Source organism: Ectobacillus antri, from assembly GCF_003852715.1.
GTDB lineage: Bacteria > Bacillota > Bacilli > Bacillales > Bacillaceae_G > Ectobacillus > Ectobacillus antri.
Genome location: NZ_RIAV01000001.1, coordinates 265,132 through 282,126, shown reverse-complemented (window position 1 = coordinate 282,126; position 16,995 = coordinate 265,132). Strand labels below are relative to the sequence as shown.

Below are 16,995 nucleotides of genomic sequence, written 5' to 3'. Positions count from 1 at the left end.
TTGTTCAAATGAAAGACATATATAACAGACATACTAAAAGTAGTCTCATGAAGAGACAAATCTCGTAAGGAGGAATGTACAATGGCAGACAGAGATTATGAACGCTTGCGCGATCACACAGATGAAGAGTATGCTGCTGAAGTTGCTCCTGCTCGCATAAAACATACCGTTGCTGAACCAACATCCGGTGGTGCCATTTTTGGCTTTGTCGCTTTAGCACTTGGGATTTTATCGTTTTTCACATTTCCGGTTTTCTTTGGAATTACTGCTGTACTAATCGGCTTATACGCTGCAAGTAAAGGTGCACGCACAACAGGGCGCATCGCCATTATTTTAGGAGCTGTAGCAGCCGTTATGGCGCTCGTATTCCGTGTGGCTGTGCTGAGCTTCTTGTTATCACTATTTTAAGTAAAACCAACTCATTCTCCATGTTATACCAAAAAGCCGGGATACCATATCCCGGCTTCTGTTATCCTGTAAATACATCCTCGCCCGGATAACGGATTCGTTCTTTATCAGGACGAGCTAATGAAAAGACCAATGTTAAGGGGCCGATGAGACCACAAAACATAACGAACATAACGATGCATTTCCCTATTGACGATAGCCCCGCTGTAATTCCCATTGATAACCCTACCGTCCCAAATGCAGAAATAGTTTCAAACAATAGCTGCATAAACGTAAAGTTTTCAGTAATCATCAATAAAAATACAACAATGAAAATTAAAAGTTGACTCGCAACTGCAATCGCCAATGCACGTGTTACCGTTGCTATTTTAATCGTACGCTTAAATAAAACGAGCTCTTCTTTCCTCTTAAAAAAAGCCAACACAGAAAACAACAAAATCACAAATGTTGTTAGCTTAATTCCACCACCTGTTGATACACTTCCAGCACCAATAAACATAAGTACCATCGTAACAAGTAAGGTTGGTTCTCTCATACTCCCGTAATCCATCGTATTAAACCCTGCAGTACGCGGTGTAATACCTTGAAAGAATGATGCCCAAAACTTTTCAATACTATTTAAAGCTCCAAGTGTCTTTGGATTTGTGTACTCCAACACAAAAATTGTCAAAATTGACAGTATTGTAAGTACAATTGTACCAACAATCATAATTTTAGAATGCAGAGAAAGTTTACTGAACTTACGGCTGTACCATATATCAATTAAAACAGTAAAACCAATTCCCCCAGTAATAATTAAAAAACAAATACCAAGATTAACAATAGGATCACCAACATATCTCGTTAAATTGTCAGGCCAAAGTGCAAATCCTGCATTATTATATGCTGCCACTACATGAAAAACGCTATAATGTAATCCTTTGACAAATCCTAGCTCCGGAATCCACCGTATTGATAAAAAAACTACGCCAATTGCTTCAATACAAAGCGAAAAGTACAGCACTCGTTTTACTAAAACCAACAGGCCTCCAATATTTGTTTGGTTCAACGCTTCTCCAATTAATAATCGTTGTCGAAGACCAATTCGTTTCCCTAACACCATAACGATTAAAATAGCTAGTGTCATAAAGCCAAGCCCACCGGCTTGAATCAACAGCATAATGATAACTTGGCCAAAAGCAGTAAATGTTGTTCCTGTATCTACTACACTAAGACCCGTTACAGTCGCAGCTGATGTTGCAGTGAAAAATGCGTCTACCCAGCTAATGGATTGATTTGTCGCCATCGGTAGTTTAAGTAGTATTCCGCCAATTACAATTAAACAGAAAAAACCAACCGCTAAAATTTGCGGTGGACTTAAATGAATAAATTTATTTTTCCATTTTGCTTTGTTTCTTTTTACCATATAATTGCTCCTTATTGTGTGCTAATTCCACATCTGAGCATAAGTCTATTTCACTATCTTTGCAACATAAATTTTTCTTAGCAAAGTAATGATAAGCCTCCATCCACAATAATGGTTTGACCCCGAATCATACTAGCAGCAGGCGTACATAAAAAGTATACCGCCTCCGCTAAATCTTCTGGCTCAACAAGACGTCCGGCAGGATTACGAGCCGCAGCTGCTCCCAGTAATTCTTCACGATTTGGAAAGTGCTTAAGTGCCTCTGTATCAACTGCACCACCTGACACTGCGTTAACAACAATTCCTTTTCCCGCAAGTTCTGCAGCCAAATAACGTGTAATGGCCTCCACACTCGCTTTTGATACACCTACTGTCACATAATTTGGCAAAGCTCGAATAGAACCAAGACTTGATAATGCAACAATTGCACCACCCTTCGGCATAAGCTTGGCTGCTTCTTGCGACGCAAATAAGTACGCTTTCGCATTAATATCCATAGTCCATTGCCAATGACTTTCTTCGATTTCCATGACAGGACGCAAAACTCCGGATGCAGCATTGCTTACAAACACATCTAAATGACCAAATTGCTCCCGCACCTCCGCAAATAGATGTTGAATTTGTTCCATTTCTTTCACATTTGCTTTCACAAGCAATACCTTTACCCCAAATTCTTCTTCAATTTCAGCTTTGGTTTGTTCTGCATCGCTCTTTTTACGCATGTAATTTAAAATAAGATGATAACCTTCCTTTGCAAATCGACGCGCAATTGCCTTCCCAATTCCTCTTGTTCCACCTGTAATCAATGCTGTTTTCACACTATTTCCTCCTGTATGCTTTTGTCCAAATTTTACCCACATTTCATTCTTACGTCAAACTACAAAGTTCTTGTTTCTGTCACACGAAGTTCACACAGATTTCACACCATACCACTATAGTATAAGTAAGGTAGTTCATGATCCCTAACGCGTGAACCGCACCTTTTTCATATAAACTGCCCCCCTTCCCTTGCTCCTTGCCAATCGGCAAGGAGTTTTTTTATATTTTTCCTTTTGTAACTGAACGCAAATAAAAAAGAGCGGTTGCCCGCTCAATCTTCGTAATTTTGTTTAGATTTGCTTCCTTTATGAGAACGATACTCTTTGCCTTTATTGTCGTTTCCACTTAGCTCAGAGCCGAACTCCATTTGATACGTTCCTTTTTTCGGTGTACCTTGATTGCCGCTTCCTTTACTACCGTTTTTGCTCGTCATACAATCCCTCCTTATAGAAAAACTATCACTAGTTTTTCCACTTCTCGTGTGCGCATGCATGACATTTTCCATTTAATCTGCTTTTCGTAATTGTTCTGTCCCACGGGCTACACTGCGCAAAGGTACTTCTTTTAAAAATATATTAATGGCTATTGCTAACATCATAATTACCATACCTGTTAAGAACACACCAGATAAAGCATAGCTCATCGCATCTCGCAAATGTGCAACAATCTCAGTAAACATTGGTTGCATCTGCTCTGGTAAAGAACGACCAACCTGTGAAAGTTTTTCTGGGTCCAACAAGATTTGTGGGTTTTTCAGCGCTTCTAATTTACTAGCAAGGTCCTGTGGTATTTGCGCTGCAGTACCACTGAAAGTACTAAGTCTATCCTGCATACGCGTACTTAACACGGTTCCCATAATCGCAACACCAACCGTACCTCCAAGTGAGCGGAATAGTTGGACAGAAGCAGTAGCTACACCCAGTGAGTCATATTCCACCGCATTTTGTACTGTCAAGGTAAACACTGGCATCGCAATACCAAGTCCAAAACCAACCGCAATCAAATATAAAATAATAGTCCATTGACTTGTGTAAATATCCATGGTACTCATTCCGAATAGCCCTGTAACTGTAATGAACAATCCGATAAACGATAACGTTTTATACTTTCCCGTTTTAGAAATCATTTGTCCGCTCACAGCACTTGCAGCCACAAGACTCAATGTTAACGTCATTGTAATATAGCTAGAATGTGTAGCACTAAAACCAAGAACCCCTTGAATAAAAAATGGAATGTACATCGCTGCTCCAAACATTCCTACTCCGAGTGTAAATCCGACCAAATTTGAGATTGTGAACACAGAGTTGCGGAATAAATATAACGGCAAAATTGGATTTTCTGCTCTCTTCTCCACTATAACAAACAGCACGAGTGCTACAGCAGCACCAATGAACAAACCAACAATGCACATAGACGACCAGTCATATTTGGTACCTGCCCAAGAAAAAGCCAATAACATCGGTACGATTGTAGCTGTTAATAACAAAGCACCAAGATAATCAATTCGTTGTCCTTTTGCTCGTTCCACTCGTGGAAAAAACACCCAAATTAATACAAATGCAACAATACCAAGCGGCAAAAACACCCAGAATACCCAATGCCAGTCGAAGTGATCTACAATATAGCCACCCATCGTTGGACCGAACACACTTGATAATCCAAAAACAGAACTCATGAGTCCATTCCACTTTCCTCGTTCGCGAGGAGAAAATAAATCGCCAACAGCGGTAAACGCAGAAGACATAATAAGACCGGCTCCTAAACCTTGAAAGCCTCGAAACGCGATTAGTTGATAAATATCTTTTGATAGCCCAGCCAAAAACGCTCCAACTGTAAACACAAATATACCAATCAACAAAAATGGTTTACGTCCATACATATCAGATAAACGTCCCACTAAAATTGTGGTGACAGCTGATGTTAGCATGTAAATCGTAAATACCCAGCTGTAATAATCCATGCCACCGAGTACCGCAATAATGCGTGGTAAAGCATTTCCTACAATTGTTTGATTGACAGAAGCAAAAAACATAGCGACCATAATAGACGCCATAATAATCATTTTCCGTCTCATATCAAGATGTTCCATCTCCTCATCCTTTCAGCTTGCGATACGCAAGTAGCATCATGTTTAACTCTTCATCCGTAAGCACGGAAAATTTCTCTTTTACGTAATCTCTCTTTAAAGCCTCCATTTTTTCTACAAGCAATGCACCGGCTTCGGTTACTTCTAAAAATACAACACGCCTATCAGTATCACAGCGGCTTCTTGTTGCTAGCCCTTTATCAATAAGCTTTTCAGAAGCCGCAGTAATATGACTGCTTGAAACTTGTAATTCAGTTGCAACATGGGATACTTTTTTCTTTCCCTGTTCTTTTAAGACACGGAGTACAGTGAACTCATTAATAGGTAAGTAATCTTCGAATCGCTTTCGAATATCTATACGAAAACTTCGAAACACATCAAACATGAACAGCGATAACTCCTCTTTTACATCGTTCAAATTGTCACCTCTTCAAATACTTAACTTTATGAAATAAAAACATACTTAAATATACACCTAAATCACAAATCTGTCACTATTTTTGTGAAAAAATAAATGCAGACAGCATGAATTGCACAAAAGTTGTCAATACCTATAACAGTTGCTTTCATTGGTGTTCTGCCAATAAAAGGGTGCACTGCACCCTTCTTTTTTTATTTAGGCTCCCTTAAAATTTTTTGTTGATTTCTACTACAGATGTGCACTGTTCACTTCAATCAATAAGTGCCAATTCATATCAATCTGTAACACAGCCTTTGTTTGTAATCACTTCATGGTATAATAAAGATACTTTTAACATAGGGGGTATTGACGTGAAGTTACAAGATTGGTTCGAAAAGGGCATGACATTTGCTACATATGTAGATAGCATGAGTGTACATCGCAAGGAATTATTGCACATTTATAACACGATTGAATTACCTAAGTTAGAGCTTAATATAGGAACCCGCGTTGTTGTGTTAACTGCAGATTGGTGTGGTGATGCCATGCTGTGTGTACCGATTATTCAGCGTATGTGCGAACAACATGGCGTAGAATCGCGCTTTTTGATCCGAGATGAAAACTTAGAACTCATGGATCAATATTTAACAAATGGAACATCTAGAGCCATTCCAATCTTTATTTTTCTAAATGAAAATTGGGAAGAACATGCAGTGTGGGGACCACGTTCACAACTGGTACAAGACTTTATTACAACCGAGCGTGCCCAGTTGCCTACGAAGGAAGATCCGACATTTGAAGACAAACAAAAAGCAATGTATGCAACGTTTCGCCATAAACTTTCCACAGACACAACGATTTGGAACAGTGTTATCGAAAGTGTAACAGAACGTTTGTCATAGCTTGCAGTGCCTCAGGTATAAAGGAACGATCCTTCATACGTATGAAGGATCTTTCTTTTGGGCATCTCAAAAGAGAAAGGAGTTGTATGATGCTTACCTATCTTATCGCAGCAATGCTCACGTTCAGTACCCCCGCTTCACAAGATTATTACTGTTTTCCCGGTAATTATACTGAAACAACAACAAGCTTAAATGTTCTGCCTTCTTTTCTAGATGCCTATGAACCAGAGGTAAAAGCGGTTTATAAGCTTGCAAGTGCACATACAGATGTACTTAAGTGGATTCCTTGCTACTGCGGATGCGGTCAACGCGCCAAACATGAAAACAATAAAGATTGCTTTGTACGAGAGATACGAGCAAATGGGGAGGTTGTGTGGGATACGCATGCGGCACACTGCATCAATTGCCTCGAAATCGCCCGTGAAGCTTCTTTACTTGCTGAACAAGGAAAAAGCACGCTTTTTATTCGTCGCCATATCGATGGAAAATACACAAATGCTTATGCAAAACCAACACCAACACCTATGCCAGAATAGTTCATAAATGACAAAAAGCTAACTCACTGCATCGCAATGAGTTAGCTTTTGCTATGTTAATGTATTTCCTCAACAGTTCTGTTGTACTTCCGCCCATTTATATTAAAAGGAGCACATTCGGCTCCTTACATCATAACGAAAATATAAAACAGTGCCGCCAACGCAAAGCGATAGTATGCAAACGGCGTAAGTTTTACGCGTGCTAACAGTTTTAAAAACGATACAATCGCAAGCATTGCTACAACAAATGCCGTGACAAACCCCGTTACAAACAACGGTAAATCCGCAGCTGATAGTATGTCCCAGTTTTTAATTAAGTCTAAACCAGAAGCGCCAAGCATCATCGGTACCGCTAAAATAAATGTGAATTCTGCTGCTGTCGTGTGAGATACACGGCATAAAAGACCACCGGCAATTGTTGAACCAGATCGTGAAAAGCCCGGCCACAGCGCTAAACATTGAAATAAACCAATGTAAAATGCCTGTTTATACGTAATCTCATCTAGAGTTTGTGCCGTGCTGCTTTTCGAAAACTTTTCCGCTACAATCATTAAAATACCACCAGCAATTAAGCTAATCACGACCGGACCTGGTCCAAATAATATTTCTTTAATTACGTCATGAAATAAAAAGCCGAGTACTGCCGCAGGGAGCATACCAAGTAAAATATGAATTAAATTCAAAGATGCACCGCTCTTTTTGCGACCGACACCAACCAATGTCCAAAGACGCTTCCAAAACACAACAACGACCGCCATAATAGAGCCGAGTTGTACGACAACCTCAAATGTTTTTGCTCGTTCGCCTTCAAATCCAATTAAATGTCCTACTAAAATCATATGGCCCGTCGAAGATACCGGTAAAAACTCGGTAAGTCCCTCCACGATTCCCATTATTAATCCAATTAACCAATCCGCCAAACCAGAAACCTCCCTTACAAAGCATACTTATCCATCATACCTCATTTTGACAAAAACCGCATCGTTTTTTCTAACATTAGAAAAGCAAATCCTGTTGCAAATGTCATAAAGGTATTACAAAATTATCACAGTTAGGTAACACCTGCGCAGCCTCTTTCTTTTTTTGGTATACTAGCCACAGTCTTATGACAGAGCTTTATCTATCTTATGCAACCAGGAGCGTGACAGCATGCTAAAACGTTTTATGGCCAAGCTTGGGAAAGGCGCAGCTGAAGTACATTTACATATACCCAAAGATATATACAAGTCAGGCGAGCAAATTCACGGTGAAGTTATTGTCAAGGGTGGGAAAACCAAACAACATATCAGCGCAGTGAATTTAGAATTGTACCGCGGTTTTGCTGACTTACCGATGAGTGAAAAAGAGTTGCTCTCTGCTACTTCTATAACAAAGGAAGCATTTATAATTGCACCGAATGAAACAAGAAGCTTCCCATTCACACATACCTTGTATCCAGCAAGCGAACATGATCCAGAAAAAGATGTGTATTTTTTGATTAAAGTTGATATTGATGCCGGCATTGATACCCGTAAAAAAGTGCTGATTCATGTACAATAGAAAAGAGGACCTATCTAACTAGGCCCTCTTACCGTTAGTGCGAGAAGTTTCTATTCATTTAGAAGCTTCTTTTTTATTTTTCTTTCACCCAAACACAGATCCGTGTGTTATAATGAACGTATTTTGCTACAGGAAAGGAGCTGCCATGATACAAACTACTACCTTCACTCAAAAATTAAAGCAATTTTTCATTTTGTTTTTCCCAGTTTTTGTTACGCAAATTACCTTGTTTTCCATGAGCTTTTTTGACACAATGATGTCCGGTCGTGCTAGCTCAGCAGATTTAGCGGGCGTGGCAATTGGAACAAGCATTTGGATTCCAGCCAGCACTGGTTTAACAGGAATTTTACTGGCAGTCACGCCAACTGTCGCACAGTTAAAAGGAGCAAAGAGAGAACATGAAGTGGCTCCAGTTATTATGCAAGCAATCTATCTTGCTATTGCTGCCGCACTTCTTGTGATTTTGATTGGTATTTTTGCTGTTTCTCCGATTCTCAATCATATGAAATTAGAGTCCAACGTTCGGACCATAGCTGCAAACTTTTTACTCGCTCTTTCGTTTGGGATTGTACCATTGTTTGTATATACTGTTTTGCGCTGCTTTATTGACGCTCTTGGAAAAACAAGGGTGACAATGTTTATTACACTATTATCGTTACCGATCAATATTTTGTTAAACTTCGTACTCATTTTTGGAAAGTTCGGCTTTCCACGTCTCGGCGGTGTTGGTGCCGGGATTGCTTCCGCTGTTACGTATTGGTGTATTTTATTAATTGCCACTTACATGATTCATACCAAACACCCCTTCGCACCGTTTGGTATTTTTAAACGTTTATATCGCGTTTCGTTTGCCAAGTGGAAGGAACTTCTGAAACTTGGTGTACCGATTGGTTTTGCTATTTTCTTTGAAACTAGCATTTTCGCCGCAGTTACGCTGCTGATGAGTAGCTTTGATACTAATACAATCGCAGCGCATCAAGCTGCACTGAATTTTGCTTCTATGCTCTATATGACACCGCTTAGCTTAGCCATGGCAATGACAATTGCTGTTGGATTTGAAGTAGGTGCAAATCGCCTTCATGACGCAAAAGTGTATAGCTGGCTTGGGATTGGGATTGCACTTGTGTTTGCCCTGCTTTACTCTGTTGTTATTTTTGTTTTTGGCGAACAAGTCGCAGCCATTTACACAACTGACCCTGTCGTTCGTGAATTGGCGCAGCAATTTTTATTGTATGCCATTTTGTTTCAAATCTCAGACGCAATTGCAACACCTGTACAAGGAGCGTTGCGTGGCTACAAAGATGTAAATGCGGCGCTGATTATGACGCTCATCGCCTATTGGGTCATCGGCTTACCGCTCGGCCATCTCCTTGCAATACAAACGGATTTAGCCGCAAAAGGCTACTGGGTCGGTCTCATTTCCGGACTCGCATTTGGCGCCCTTTTTCTCTCCATGCGCCTACTTTATGTACAGAAAAAAACACCAAAAGAAGCTGCAGCATAAAAACTGCAGCTTCTTCATTTTAAACGTATGCTTCGAAAGATAAAAATAGCAATGGTCCCAAACAATAAACCTATAAATACAACTGCACTATATGTTCCTAAACCATTTGCACGGTCAAGTGAAATGTCTACTGTACGCCATGTATCATACGCAAAGGTTGCTATTAAAATTATTTTTAGCCAACTTAGCATCAAACATGAATTTTTATATTGACGCTGTGCATTCTCCTCGGTAATTTCCACCAAATAATTATGTGTATGCGGACGATTCCCAAGAAACGTTAAGAACATATATAAAGCAACAGGTACAATCAAAATACCAATGATAGAAAATTTCCCGCTCCATGCGTCAGGTTCACCAACTGCGTTAAAGTGGATAGGAACTCGATCACCAATACTTCCCCACATCGTAGCAACGTAACCAATCATTCCAACTAATAGAATGATAGAAATGATATTGAGAACTCTTTCTATCACTGTCTTTTGGACGGGCAGTGTCGGTCTATTGCGCACATGCTTCCCTCCTCTCCCTCTATTATATCTTAAACAAAAGTAAACCTTTACTTCCATTTTAACAATTTCATAACATGTTACTTAAGGTTTTTCATATATAAATGAAGTGCCGACAATACAATAATAACGCCATTAATCATATAAAGCCCACTGAAAATGACCGTCAATATACCTGCACCCCAGCCGCTGTTATCGTATATAAGAACAAAGAAAAAAGTAATGACGTATACAATAGGTGTACACAGTAAAAATAGAACACCAGCTACAATCCTTCTCTTTATATCATTTATAGAATATTTAAATGCTAAAAAGTTTGCCAAACTGAATATACCTACTTGTAATAAAATTGTTAGTAACAGTCCTACTGTATTAGACATCATACCTACCTCCTTTTTGTATGACTATATGAATAGATTTGCACTATTAGTCCGCTTCCCTGCCTACATACTGAAATATGTTAAAAATTATTAAAGGAATACTATGCAAAATCAGATGAAAATGGATAGAATGTTTACGTAATTTGATGAGCTCTGCTTGTTCCTCTGTCAGGTTATCTTTTTCCTTGAAAGATCCGGTCGCTTGACTACAATTGATCCATTTATCTAAAGAAGAAGGTGTCAGATCATACTCACGGATGATTTCTTTTCTCGGCTTGCCACTTAGATACAGTTGAACAATCTGGTGCTTGAACTCGTCTGTAAACGTTCGTCTTTCTCGTTTGGTCATTGTAGATTCTCCTCAATTATAATATCTCCAGTCTACTTGACCTTAATTTTTCTGTCCAACTAAGTGTAGCCTATCCAGTTATAGAAAACGAAAGAAAAACAAGTTGTAATAGGGGGTAATCAAAAGCTTGAGGTTACTATTCAATCAAGTGTGTATTGGGGTCTTTATGATAATGGTTATAGGTTTCAGTGTGTTTAAAGTAATTCAAAATACAAAGCTGAGGGAGGATTATAGCTACGGCGAGGAGTCAGCCGAGGTAGCTGAAGAAGAAGTTACAGGGGTTCTGACGCATGCCCATCAAGCTAAAGAGATAAAATGAACCCAAAACGAAAATTGGGGTCATTTGCTTATTGCTCTTGTTTTAGGGTAGTTTACTTTAATTAGGTTGATGACTATGTGACGCTACCTCTACAGAAATAAAAATCGAAATTTTATAAAAATTATAGTAATTATCTTAATATTAAGTTAAAATACTTATTGTAAGTAGATATAAAGTGAAAAGGGATACAATAATGAGAAAATTACTTGTGGGCGGGGTAACTACAGCCTTATTAGTTACAAGCTTAGGTACAAATACAGCTTTTGCTTTCCAAAATGATGAATCTAGTATTCCTCAAACTTCAAAGGTTGCCTCTGTAAAACAAAAAGAACAAGAAAAAAAAGAGTATTCCTACGTATATAATGGAATCCCTATTTCTAGTTCAGAACCTTTAAGTGAAGATCATTTAAAATTTCTGTATAGCACTCTTTCTCCTAATAACAGTCCTGTTGTAAATCAAGTTAGCAACCCGTTGCTAAATAAAGCAAATGGTATAAGTGCATATGTAGTAGTGAATCCTGGTGATGGTGGTCAAGTAGTTGATCCACCAAGATATACGACTTTCAGTAACCTGGAAACAAGAATACTAATTAGTGCAGCAGCTCAGTGGGTAACTTCCAAAATCCCAAGAATTCCTGGAGCAATTTCTTGGGCTATAGCTAGTGCTACTTTTTGGGCGGGAGAAATTGCTGCACCTAACTATATAAGCACTTGGACATATAGAGCGTATGATAGCTATAATGGTCGATACAGAATTTACGGTACATTGGTTCGTTATAAATATGGAAATTACACAAGTCCTGTAAGTGTACAAACTCGACCTTTAGACTAAAGAAAAAAGAGAATGAGATAATAGTATCTCATTCTCTTTTTTTATTTTTAAACTCTCGCATTAAAGCAAATAAAAGTGTTATTGAAGCAAAATAAAGAACTAAATGATCTTTTGCAAATAGGAAAAGAATTAATATAATAATAAGGTAAAAAGTATAAATATACATTAAAAAATATTTATGTCTACTAAAAAACTGCTTAATCTCAGGGAAAAAAGCTAGAAGAATTGCTGAAACTATAAAACTAATAACAACTAAAGGTTTTGGTGTAGATTCAATTAAGAAGAGATTTGTTAAAGAAAATCTAAGTAAAAATAAGACTGATGTTAAAAAGTAAAAGGCTACAAAAATCATTAATAAAGATTTTCTGATTATCGGCTTAGACATTAGTTATATACCCCCATAGAAATATTTTTACATATCTTATTTAAACAAAATTGCTATATAAATCTCAATATTAAGTATATTATAAATTTTATCAAATTTACTGATTAATCGTAAACGTCAAGTAACTCCAAAATATACAATAAAAGTTGATTTTGGAGTTACTTTTTGTTTTCTTCACTTTTTTCGGCACTCTGCAACTAGATGGTAAATCTATTGACCAAGGTACATCTAATTCAATAGTGGCTTCTTTCATGTGAATTCGAATGGTGGCATGTATTTCTTCTATGAAAGGGACATTCATAGCAATCCAATTCGCACGGTCATTTGCCCAAAATGCAGCAAGCACAATGCGCGTGGAAAGCCTAAAGCCACTTGTAGCCGTTACTATCGAGAACAAAAAGACCCATACAACAGTAAAGTGCAAGCTACCTTATTACATCAAAGCAATCCTTTCCCAGCCATGATGAACACAAGTATGATGTATTGCACAAAAAACAAAAGCTGATGCCTTCGCATCAGCTTTTATACATTTGAGGAGTCGTCATAATCGTAGCGAAAGCCATCTGTTTGCGCTTTTGACTTCTTTCCCATCTTTTCTAGTACGCTTTCATATTGATAAATTTCCTGATAATCTGTTGTATTCGCAGCGGCTGCTTTTAGCGCCTGTTCAATAATCGCTTTATCGTTATCATTGATGTTCATTATAAGTCACCTACCTCACCTTTTGTCATTAGTGTGTGGCGGAGCTTATATTTTATGCATAGTATTCGTTAGCTTTGCTTCCCATTCAGATTTTAATATACCCATAATAATTCGATCGTACCGTTTACCATCTCGATATACAGCTGATCTCATCGCCCCCTCAACGATAAAACCTACTTTTTCATATGTACGAATTGCGCGCTGGTTATATGAAATAACGTCTAAACCCACACGATCAAGATTTAATTCGTAAAATGCATAACGCAAGATCAATTGTAAGGCATCTGTACCGTACCCTTTATTTCTTAAATGCTCTTCACCGATTCCAATCGCCAATAAACCTGTTCGATTGTTCCATTCAATACCGTGAAGAGCAACAAATCCAACTAACATATCAGTTTCTTTGCTGCGTAAACGAAATGAAACACTGTTTGACTTTAATCCCCCCGTAAATTCTCTACCACCCGGGAAAGCAATATCTGTATCAACATGGCGCAAATACACTGAAGATTCACCCCACTTTGCCATCACTTCCACATCTTCCGATCTTGCCATCCCAAGTCTTACATATGTTCCTTCAAATATATTGTCTGTTATCATGTTTTCTCCTTTACCTCTATTAGATACTAACAAACCTAAATGAAGTTCTCCCTAGCATATGTATCGTTTTAAAAATTAAAAGAACGTATAACATCTTCCTATTTATGCGCATTCCCCCACTTTGATACTTTATAGTAATTCCCGTCTCCATTCGCCCGATTCATTACCACATCCAAATCATGAAAGTAACGATGTAATTTTGTTAAATCACGCTTACTTTTACTTCGCTGTAAATCTGCTGCAAGCTGACGAATTGCTTTTAAATCTTGTTCTAAGTTTGCATCCCCCGCATATTGCATCTCATCAACTTTTTTTACAATTTCTCCCGCATACGTATGTACAGTAGTCCATTCCGGAGAATTAATTTGCCCCCAACCTGTTAGATCATTTAACGTCTTATGATATGTACTTACAAATGCATATACACTGTCACTAATACCCGCGGGTGTTGCTTCCTCGATTGGTGCCGATGCTGTTTCTTTCTTGATACCGATTTGTTTCTTATCCATAATATACGGCGCACCAAAATAACCGATGGCACCAGCACCGCATATAATGACAAACCAGATGATTCCCCAAAGAAGCTTTGCCTTCATGTTAAAACCTCTCCCTTATGTAACATGGATCAGATAGCGAATCTATTCGCCTCACACTCTATTTTTATTCTTATATTCTATCATAACGTTGCAGAGAAAAAACTGTATTTTTAAAATTTTGGAAAAGTTAATACCCATACCATACATTCGCAAACACACTTATATATTTAAAATTATGAAAATTTTTATTGTATTTCTGCATGAAACCGTGTACAATAATATCATGACACAAACGGGGCATTAGCTCAGCTGGGAGAGCGCTACGCTGGCAGCGTAGAGGTCAGGGGTTCGAGCCCCCTATGCTCCATACTTTCAAAGAGGTCAAAATCCTTGATATATAAGGGTTTTGGCTTTTTTTATTTTTTTAGACGCCGCGCTGATCTGTCTGCATTTTAAAAATCTGCACAAAATCTGCACGTCTCTATTTCGTTTTTTATTCATTGTGTAGAAAGCCTGCTAATATCTCTGATGTTTGCTTCTGCACTTCTTCATCCGTGTGTGTATAATAATCTAGAGTAATCTGTACGCGGGAATGCCCCAAACGATCAGCTACTACCTTAGCATTTATCCCTGTGTTTTTTGCAAGCGAAAAATGGTTCTTTCCAAAGTTGGTTGAAAAGAACTTTTTTCCTATTCAAGTAATAAAATTTTGTTTCTCAACAAATCGAACAGACACCGACCATACATGGTGCGCTTCACCAACTTTAATTTATTAATTTCCCCTTCGGCTAGACCATTGTTGTATTCATAAGTGATGGCATTTTTCACAGCTGTCAAGTCCCTTTCGATTCCATTGATAAAGCTGTTAAGCAGTTGAGCATCCAGCGCAGTAGCTCGGTCCATCCAGCTCTGCAGCGCATCATTTCTTTTTTGTCTCAAGATGTCTCTAAAGTCATCCACCAAATCTATGATAGATTCGATTTTCGGATGCAACTTGTAAACCTCCTATAATTGTTTTTCAGATAATTTGGTCTTTGTTTTCTTTGAATGGAACAAAAGAGGGATAATCTCTTTTCGTTTCACAAATTCAAACTCCGCATTCTGTAATAATTGACGGTCTTCAAATAAGGATTTTTTCAGTTTGGAAATATAATGACCCACAGTAGAGACAGAACCTTTATACCCTTTCGTTCGAAGTATGGCATCAATCTGAATAGCTGTATATCGATTGGTGACATACCGTTTGATTTCTTCTGCATAGGGATCTAATATGCTTGGTCTTGTTTGCCCTAAGCTTGCATGCGTTCCTGTTGTTTCCGGATTCAAATAGTTGGAGATGGTCCTAGGATCTAACCCGAGTTGACGTGCGATACTCCGCTTGGAGTTCCCTTGTTTATACAGTTGCCGTACTTCAGATATCTGTTTCTCTTTTTGTAACATTTTGTATGCATGAGATTGTTTCATTGTACCCATCAGATATTCTTCCTGTTCGTGTAAGCTCATGGATACAATCTTTTTCACTGTTCTAATATCCATTTGTAAAACTTTCGCTATTTGATGAAATGTATAGCCGTTATCTAGTAAGCCATTCGCTGCTTTGACCTTTTCTGCGAACGGTATATTTAGATGATTCACATTCACAGGAGGTGCTTCCTTTAAAGTCGTCACTGGGATTTTGATGTTCGTCTTTACGACAGATTTGAAGAATTCTATACAATACCTTGTCAGATTTTGAAGCAAGTGAAACCGATCACTTATTTGAATCGCCTTCGGATGGGCCTCTGTAATGGAATGTGCATACGTAATAGAACCATCTCTAGAGACGATTTCTAGATTTGGAAAAGTCTTCAGCCAATTTATCACGTCTTCGCCGTCTCTAGAAGGAATTAAGTCCACCACTCGATGTGTATCTAAATCGACCATAATCGTACCGTAGGTACGTCTTTTTTTTAAAGCAAAATCATCAATGCAGACTCTTTTTACATGGATTTTATCAATTGTGATTGTTTTTTTTAGCAAACTGCAAATCGTGCTTTTTCCAACCTTCGCAATACCGCAGTTCAATATCCTTTCAGCTGTGAGCGAACTGACATGTTGAGCGACTTTTATGATTTCTTGTTCCAAGCGAGTGGATTTTTTCGCTTTATAGGGCAAAAATAAAAAGGGTTCGGCAAACGTTTTGCGGTGGCATCGCACATTGTGACAGAACATTTTGCGGTTATGGATTACATATACAACTTTCTTTCCTTGCATGGGCAAATCATGAAACGTTCTTTCATAGCGAGAATGAACTTTAGTAGAAGCTGTATTACAGGAAGGGCATATTACTGATAACTTCTCCGAGGCAACCCGAATAAATAGTGTATCTTCTATGATTTCATGCGAGATATAGCTAAGATTTTCATCTAACAGTTTCACCACATCGTCCACTTTACGGCACCATCCTTCACTTAAATAATTAGGAACAGTATGGACAAATTGTTAGAATTTCAACCATCTTTGGAAAGAACCATTTTTCATTTCAATCCATACACCTATACAAGGTGTAACCATCCAAAACATTTTTATGAGTGAGCGCGCAATTATTTCAATCCATACACCTATACAAGGTGTAACTTGACATTCGGGATTTCCTAAAAGGAATTTGACCATATTTCAATCCATACACCTATACATGGTGTAACCTAAAACAACAGGAGCGCGGGTTAACCCCCTGAATTTGGACACTTTCCAGTTAAAATCTCACCTAATCTCAAAATTCCTACAAATTCCTTCGTTTTTATT

General features: G+C 38.3%; 22 protein-coding genes, 1 tRNA gene and 1 pseudogene. 8 read left to right on the top strand and 16 right to left on the bottom strand.

Annotation, left to right across the window (positions count from 1 at the left end; genetic code table 11):
* The first annotated feature begins 81 nt into the window (after positions 1-81).
* Complete coding sequence (locus EEJ45_RS01435) at positions 82-408, top strand: imidazole glycerol phosphate synthase (RefSeq protein WP_124562994.1); 327 nt, start codon at positions 82-84, stop codon at positions 406-408.
* Between the two features lie 61 nt (positions 409-469).
* Here EEJ45_RS01435 and EEJ45_RS01430 read toward each other — a convergent pair whose 3' ends face one another.
* From EEJ45_RS01430 to EEJ45_RS01410, 5 genes are all read right to left on the bottom strand, one after another.
* Complete coding sequence (locus EEJ45_RS01430; RefSeq protein WP_124562993.1) at positions 470-1,813, bottom strand: TrkH family potassium uptake protein; 1,344 nt, start codon at positions 1,811-1,813, stop codon at positions 470-472.
* Positions 1,814-1,890: 77 nt separating this feature from the next.
* Positions 1,891-2,673 (bottom strand): enoyl-[acyl-carrier-protein] reductase FabL, encoded by a 783-nt coding sequence (gene fabL / locus EEJ45_RS01425; RefSeq protein WP_124562992.1) that lies wholly within the window; start codon positions 2,671-2,673, stop codon positions 1,891-1,893.
* A gap of 230 nt (positions 2,674-2,903) precedes the next feature.
* Complete coding sequence (locus EEJ45_RS01420) at positions 2,904-3,065, bottom strand: imidazoleglycerol-phosphate dehydratase (protein WP_124562991.1); 162 nt, start codon at positions 3,063-3,065, stop codon at positions 2,904-2,906.
* Between the two features lie 72 nt (positions 3,066-3,137).
* Entirely contained in the window at positions 3,138-4,721 is a 1,584-nt protein-coding gene (locus tag EEJ45_RS01415) for an MDR family MFS transporter (protein ID WP_124562990.1), read from the bottom strand.
* 4 nt (positions 4,722-4,725) lie between these two features.
* Positions 4,726-5,103 carry a MarR family winged helix-turn-helix transcriptional regulator gene (locus tag EEJ45_RS01410; protein ID WP_124563191.1) on the bottom strand — a complete coding sequence of 126 codons (378 nt, stop codon included), beginning with the start codon at positions 5,101-5,103 and terminating at the stop codon, positions 4,726-4,728.
* 386 nt (positions 5,104-5,489) lie between these two features.
* Here EEJ45_RS01410 and EEJ45_RS01405 point away from each other — a divergent pair, with 386 nt between their 5' ends.
* Together EEJ45_RS01405 and EEJ45_RS01400 are read left to right on the top strand one after the other, a co-directional pair.
* Positions 5,490-6,020, top strand: coding sequence for a thioredoxin family protein (locus EEJ45_RS01405; protein ID WP_124562989.1), 531 nt, complete (start codon positions 5,490-5,492; stop codon positions 6,018-6,020).
* An 86-nt stretch (positions 6,021-6,106) separates the two neighbouring features.
* Positions 6,107-6,556 (top strand): PCYCGC motif-containing (lipo)protein, encoded by a 450-nt coding sequence (locus EEJ45_RS01400; RefSeq protein ID WP_164464166.1) that lies wholly within the window; start codon positions 6,107-6,109, stop codon positions 6,554-6,556.
* A gap of 125 nt (positions 6,557-6,681) precedes the next feature.
* Here the strand turns inward: EEJ45_RS01400 and bacA are convergent, their stop codons facing one another.
* On the bottom strand, positions 6,682-7,476 hold the full coding sequence (bacA, locus tag EEJ45_RS01395; RefSeq protein WP_124562987.1) for an undecaprenyl-diphosphate phosphatase: 795 nt from the start codon (positions 7,474-7,476) through the stop codon (positions 6,682-6,684).
* A gap of 229 nt (positions 7,477-7,705) precedes the next feature.
* Here bacA and EEJ45_RS01390 point away from each other — a divergent pair, with 229 nt between their 5' ends.
* Together EEJ45_RS01390 and EEJ45_RS01385 are read left to right on the top strand one after the other, a co-directional pair.
* Positions 7,706-8,095: a sporulation protein gene (locus EEJ45_RS01390; RefSeq protein WP_124562986.1), complete on the top strand. Its 390-nt coding sequence runs from the start codon at positions 7,706-7,708 to the stop codon at positions 8,093-8,095.
* A 145-nt stretch (positions 8,096-8,240) separates the two neighbouring features.
* Entirely contained in the window at positions 8,241-9,599 is a 1,359-nt protein-coding gene (locus tag EEJ45_RS01385; RefSeq protein ID WP_124562985.1) for an MATE family efflux transporter, read from the top strand.
* Between the two features lie 14 nt (positions 9,600-9,613).
* Here the strand turns inward: EEJ45_RS01385 and EEJ45_RS01380 are convergent, their stop codons facing one another.
* The 3 genes and pseudogenes from EEJ45_RS01380 to EEJ45_RS18610 all read right to left on the bottom strand — a co-directional run.
* Positions 9,614-10,111 carry a DUF1648 domain-containing protein gene (locus EEJ45_RS01380; RefSeq protein ID WP_164464165.1) on the bottom strand — a complete coding sequence of 166 codons (498 nt, stop codon included), beginning with the start codon at positions 10,109-10,111 and terminating at the stop codon, positions 9,614-9,616.
* A gap of 77 nt (positions 10,112-10,188) precedes the next feature.
* Positions 10,189-10,491 (bottom strand): hypothetical protein, encoded by a 303-nt coding sequence (locus EEJ45_RS01375; RefSeq protein WP_124562983.1) that lies wholly within the window; start codon positions 10,489-10,491, stop codon positions 10,189-10,191.
* 124 nt (positions 10,492-10,615) lie between these two features.
* Positions 10,616-10,837 (bottom strand): annotated as a pseudogene (locus EEJ45_RS18610) (transposase); the annotation flags it as partial.
* Between the two features lie 166 nt (positions 10,838-11,003).
* Here EEJ45_RS18610 and EEJ45_RS18260 point away from each other — a divergent pair.
* Both EEJ45_RS18260 and EEJ45_RS01365 read left to right on the top strand, forming a co-directional pair.
* Entirely contained in the window at positions 11,004-11,156 is a 153-nt protein-coding gene (locus EEJ45_RS18260; RefSeq protein ID WP_164464164.1) for a hypothetical protein, read from the top strand.
* 193 nt (positions 11,157-11,349) lie between these two features.
* Positions 11,350-11,988 carry a hypothetical protein gene (locus EEJ45_RS01365; protein ID WP_124562981.1) on the top strand — a complete coding sequence of 213 codons (639 nt, stop codon included), beginning with the start codon at positions 11,350-11,352 and terminating at the stop codon, positions 11,986-11,988.
* A gap of 28 nt (positions 11,989-12,016) precedes the next feature.
* Here EEJ45_RS01365 and EEJ45_RS01360 read toward each other — a convergent pair whose 3' ends face one another.
* The 5 genes from EEJ45_RS01360 to EEJ45_RS01340 form a co-directional block, all read right to left on the bottom strand.
* Positions 12,017-12,373 (bottom strand): hypothetical protein, encoded by a 357-nt coding sequence (locus EEJ45_RS01360; protein WP_124562980.1) that lies wholly within the window; start codon positions 12,371-12,373, stop codon positions 12,017-12,019.
* A 97-nt stretch (positions 12,374-12,470) separates the two neighbouring features.
* The gene (locus tag EEJ45_RS18605) at positions 12,471-12,770 is read right to left on the bottom strand and encodes a hypothetical protein (RefSeq protein ID WP_245999796.1); all 300 of its coding nucleotides are present in this window, start codon (positions 12,768-12,770) and stop codon (positions 12,471-12,473) included.
* 125 nt (positions 12,771-12,895) lie between these two features.
* On the bottom strand, positions 12,896-13,075 hold the full coding sequence (locus EEJ45_RS01350; RefSeq protein ID WP_124562979.1) for a hypothetical protein: 180 nt from the start codon (positions 13,073-13,075) through the stop codon (positions 12,896-12,898).
* A 45-nt stretch (positions 13,076-13,120) separates the two neighbouring features.
* Positions 13,121-13,675 carry a GNAT family N-acetyltransferase gene (locus EEJ45_RS01345; protein ID WP_124562978.1) on the bottom strand — a complete coding sequence of 185 codons (555 nt, stop codon included), beginning with the start codon at positions 13,673-13,675 and terminating at the stop codon, positions 13,121-13,123.
* Between the two features lie 98 nt (positions 13,676-13,773).
* A complete protein-coding gene (locus tag EEJ45_RS01340) occupies positions 13,774-14,271 on the bottom strand; it encodes a hypothetical protein (RefSeq protein WP_124562977.1) in 498 nt (165 codons plus the stop codon).
* Positions 14,272-14,505: 234 nt separating this feature from the next.
* On the opposite strand from EEJ45_RS01340, the gene EEJ45_RS01335 reads away from it, so the two are divergent.
* A tRNA-Ala gene (locus EEJ45_RS01335) sits at positions 14,506-14,578 on the top strand.
* A gap of 323 nt (positions 14,579-14,901) precedes the next feature.
* Here the strand turns inward: EEJ45_RS01335 and EEJ45_RS01330 are convergent.
* Together EEJ45_RS01330 and EEJ45_RS01325 are read right to left on the bottom strand one after the other, a co-directional pair.
* Positions 14,902-15,204, bottom strand: coding sequence for a transposase (locus tag EEJ45_RS01330; RefSeq protein WP_124562976.1), 303 nt, complete (start codon positions 15,202-15,204; stop codon positions 14,902-14,904).
* A 12-nt stretch (positions 15,205-15,216) separates the two neighbouring features.
* The gene (locus EEJ45_RS01325; RefSeq protein ID WP_124562975.1) at positions 15,217-16,641 is read right to left on the bottom strand and encodes an ISL3 family transposase; all 1,425 of its coding nucleotides are present in this window, start codon (positions 16,639-16,641) and stop codon (positions 15,217-15,219) included.
* Positions 16,642-16,995 lie beyond the last annotated feature (354 nt).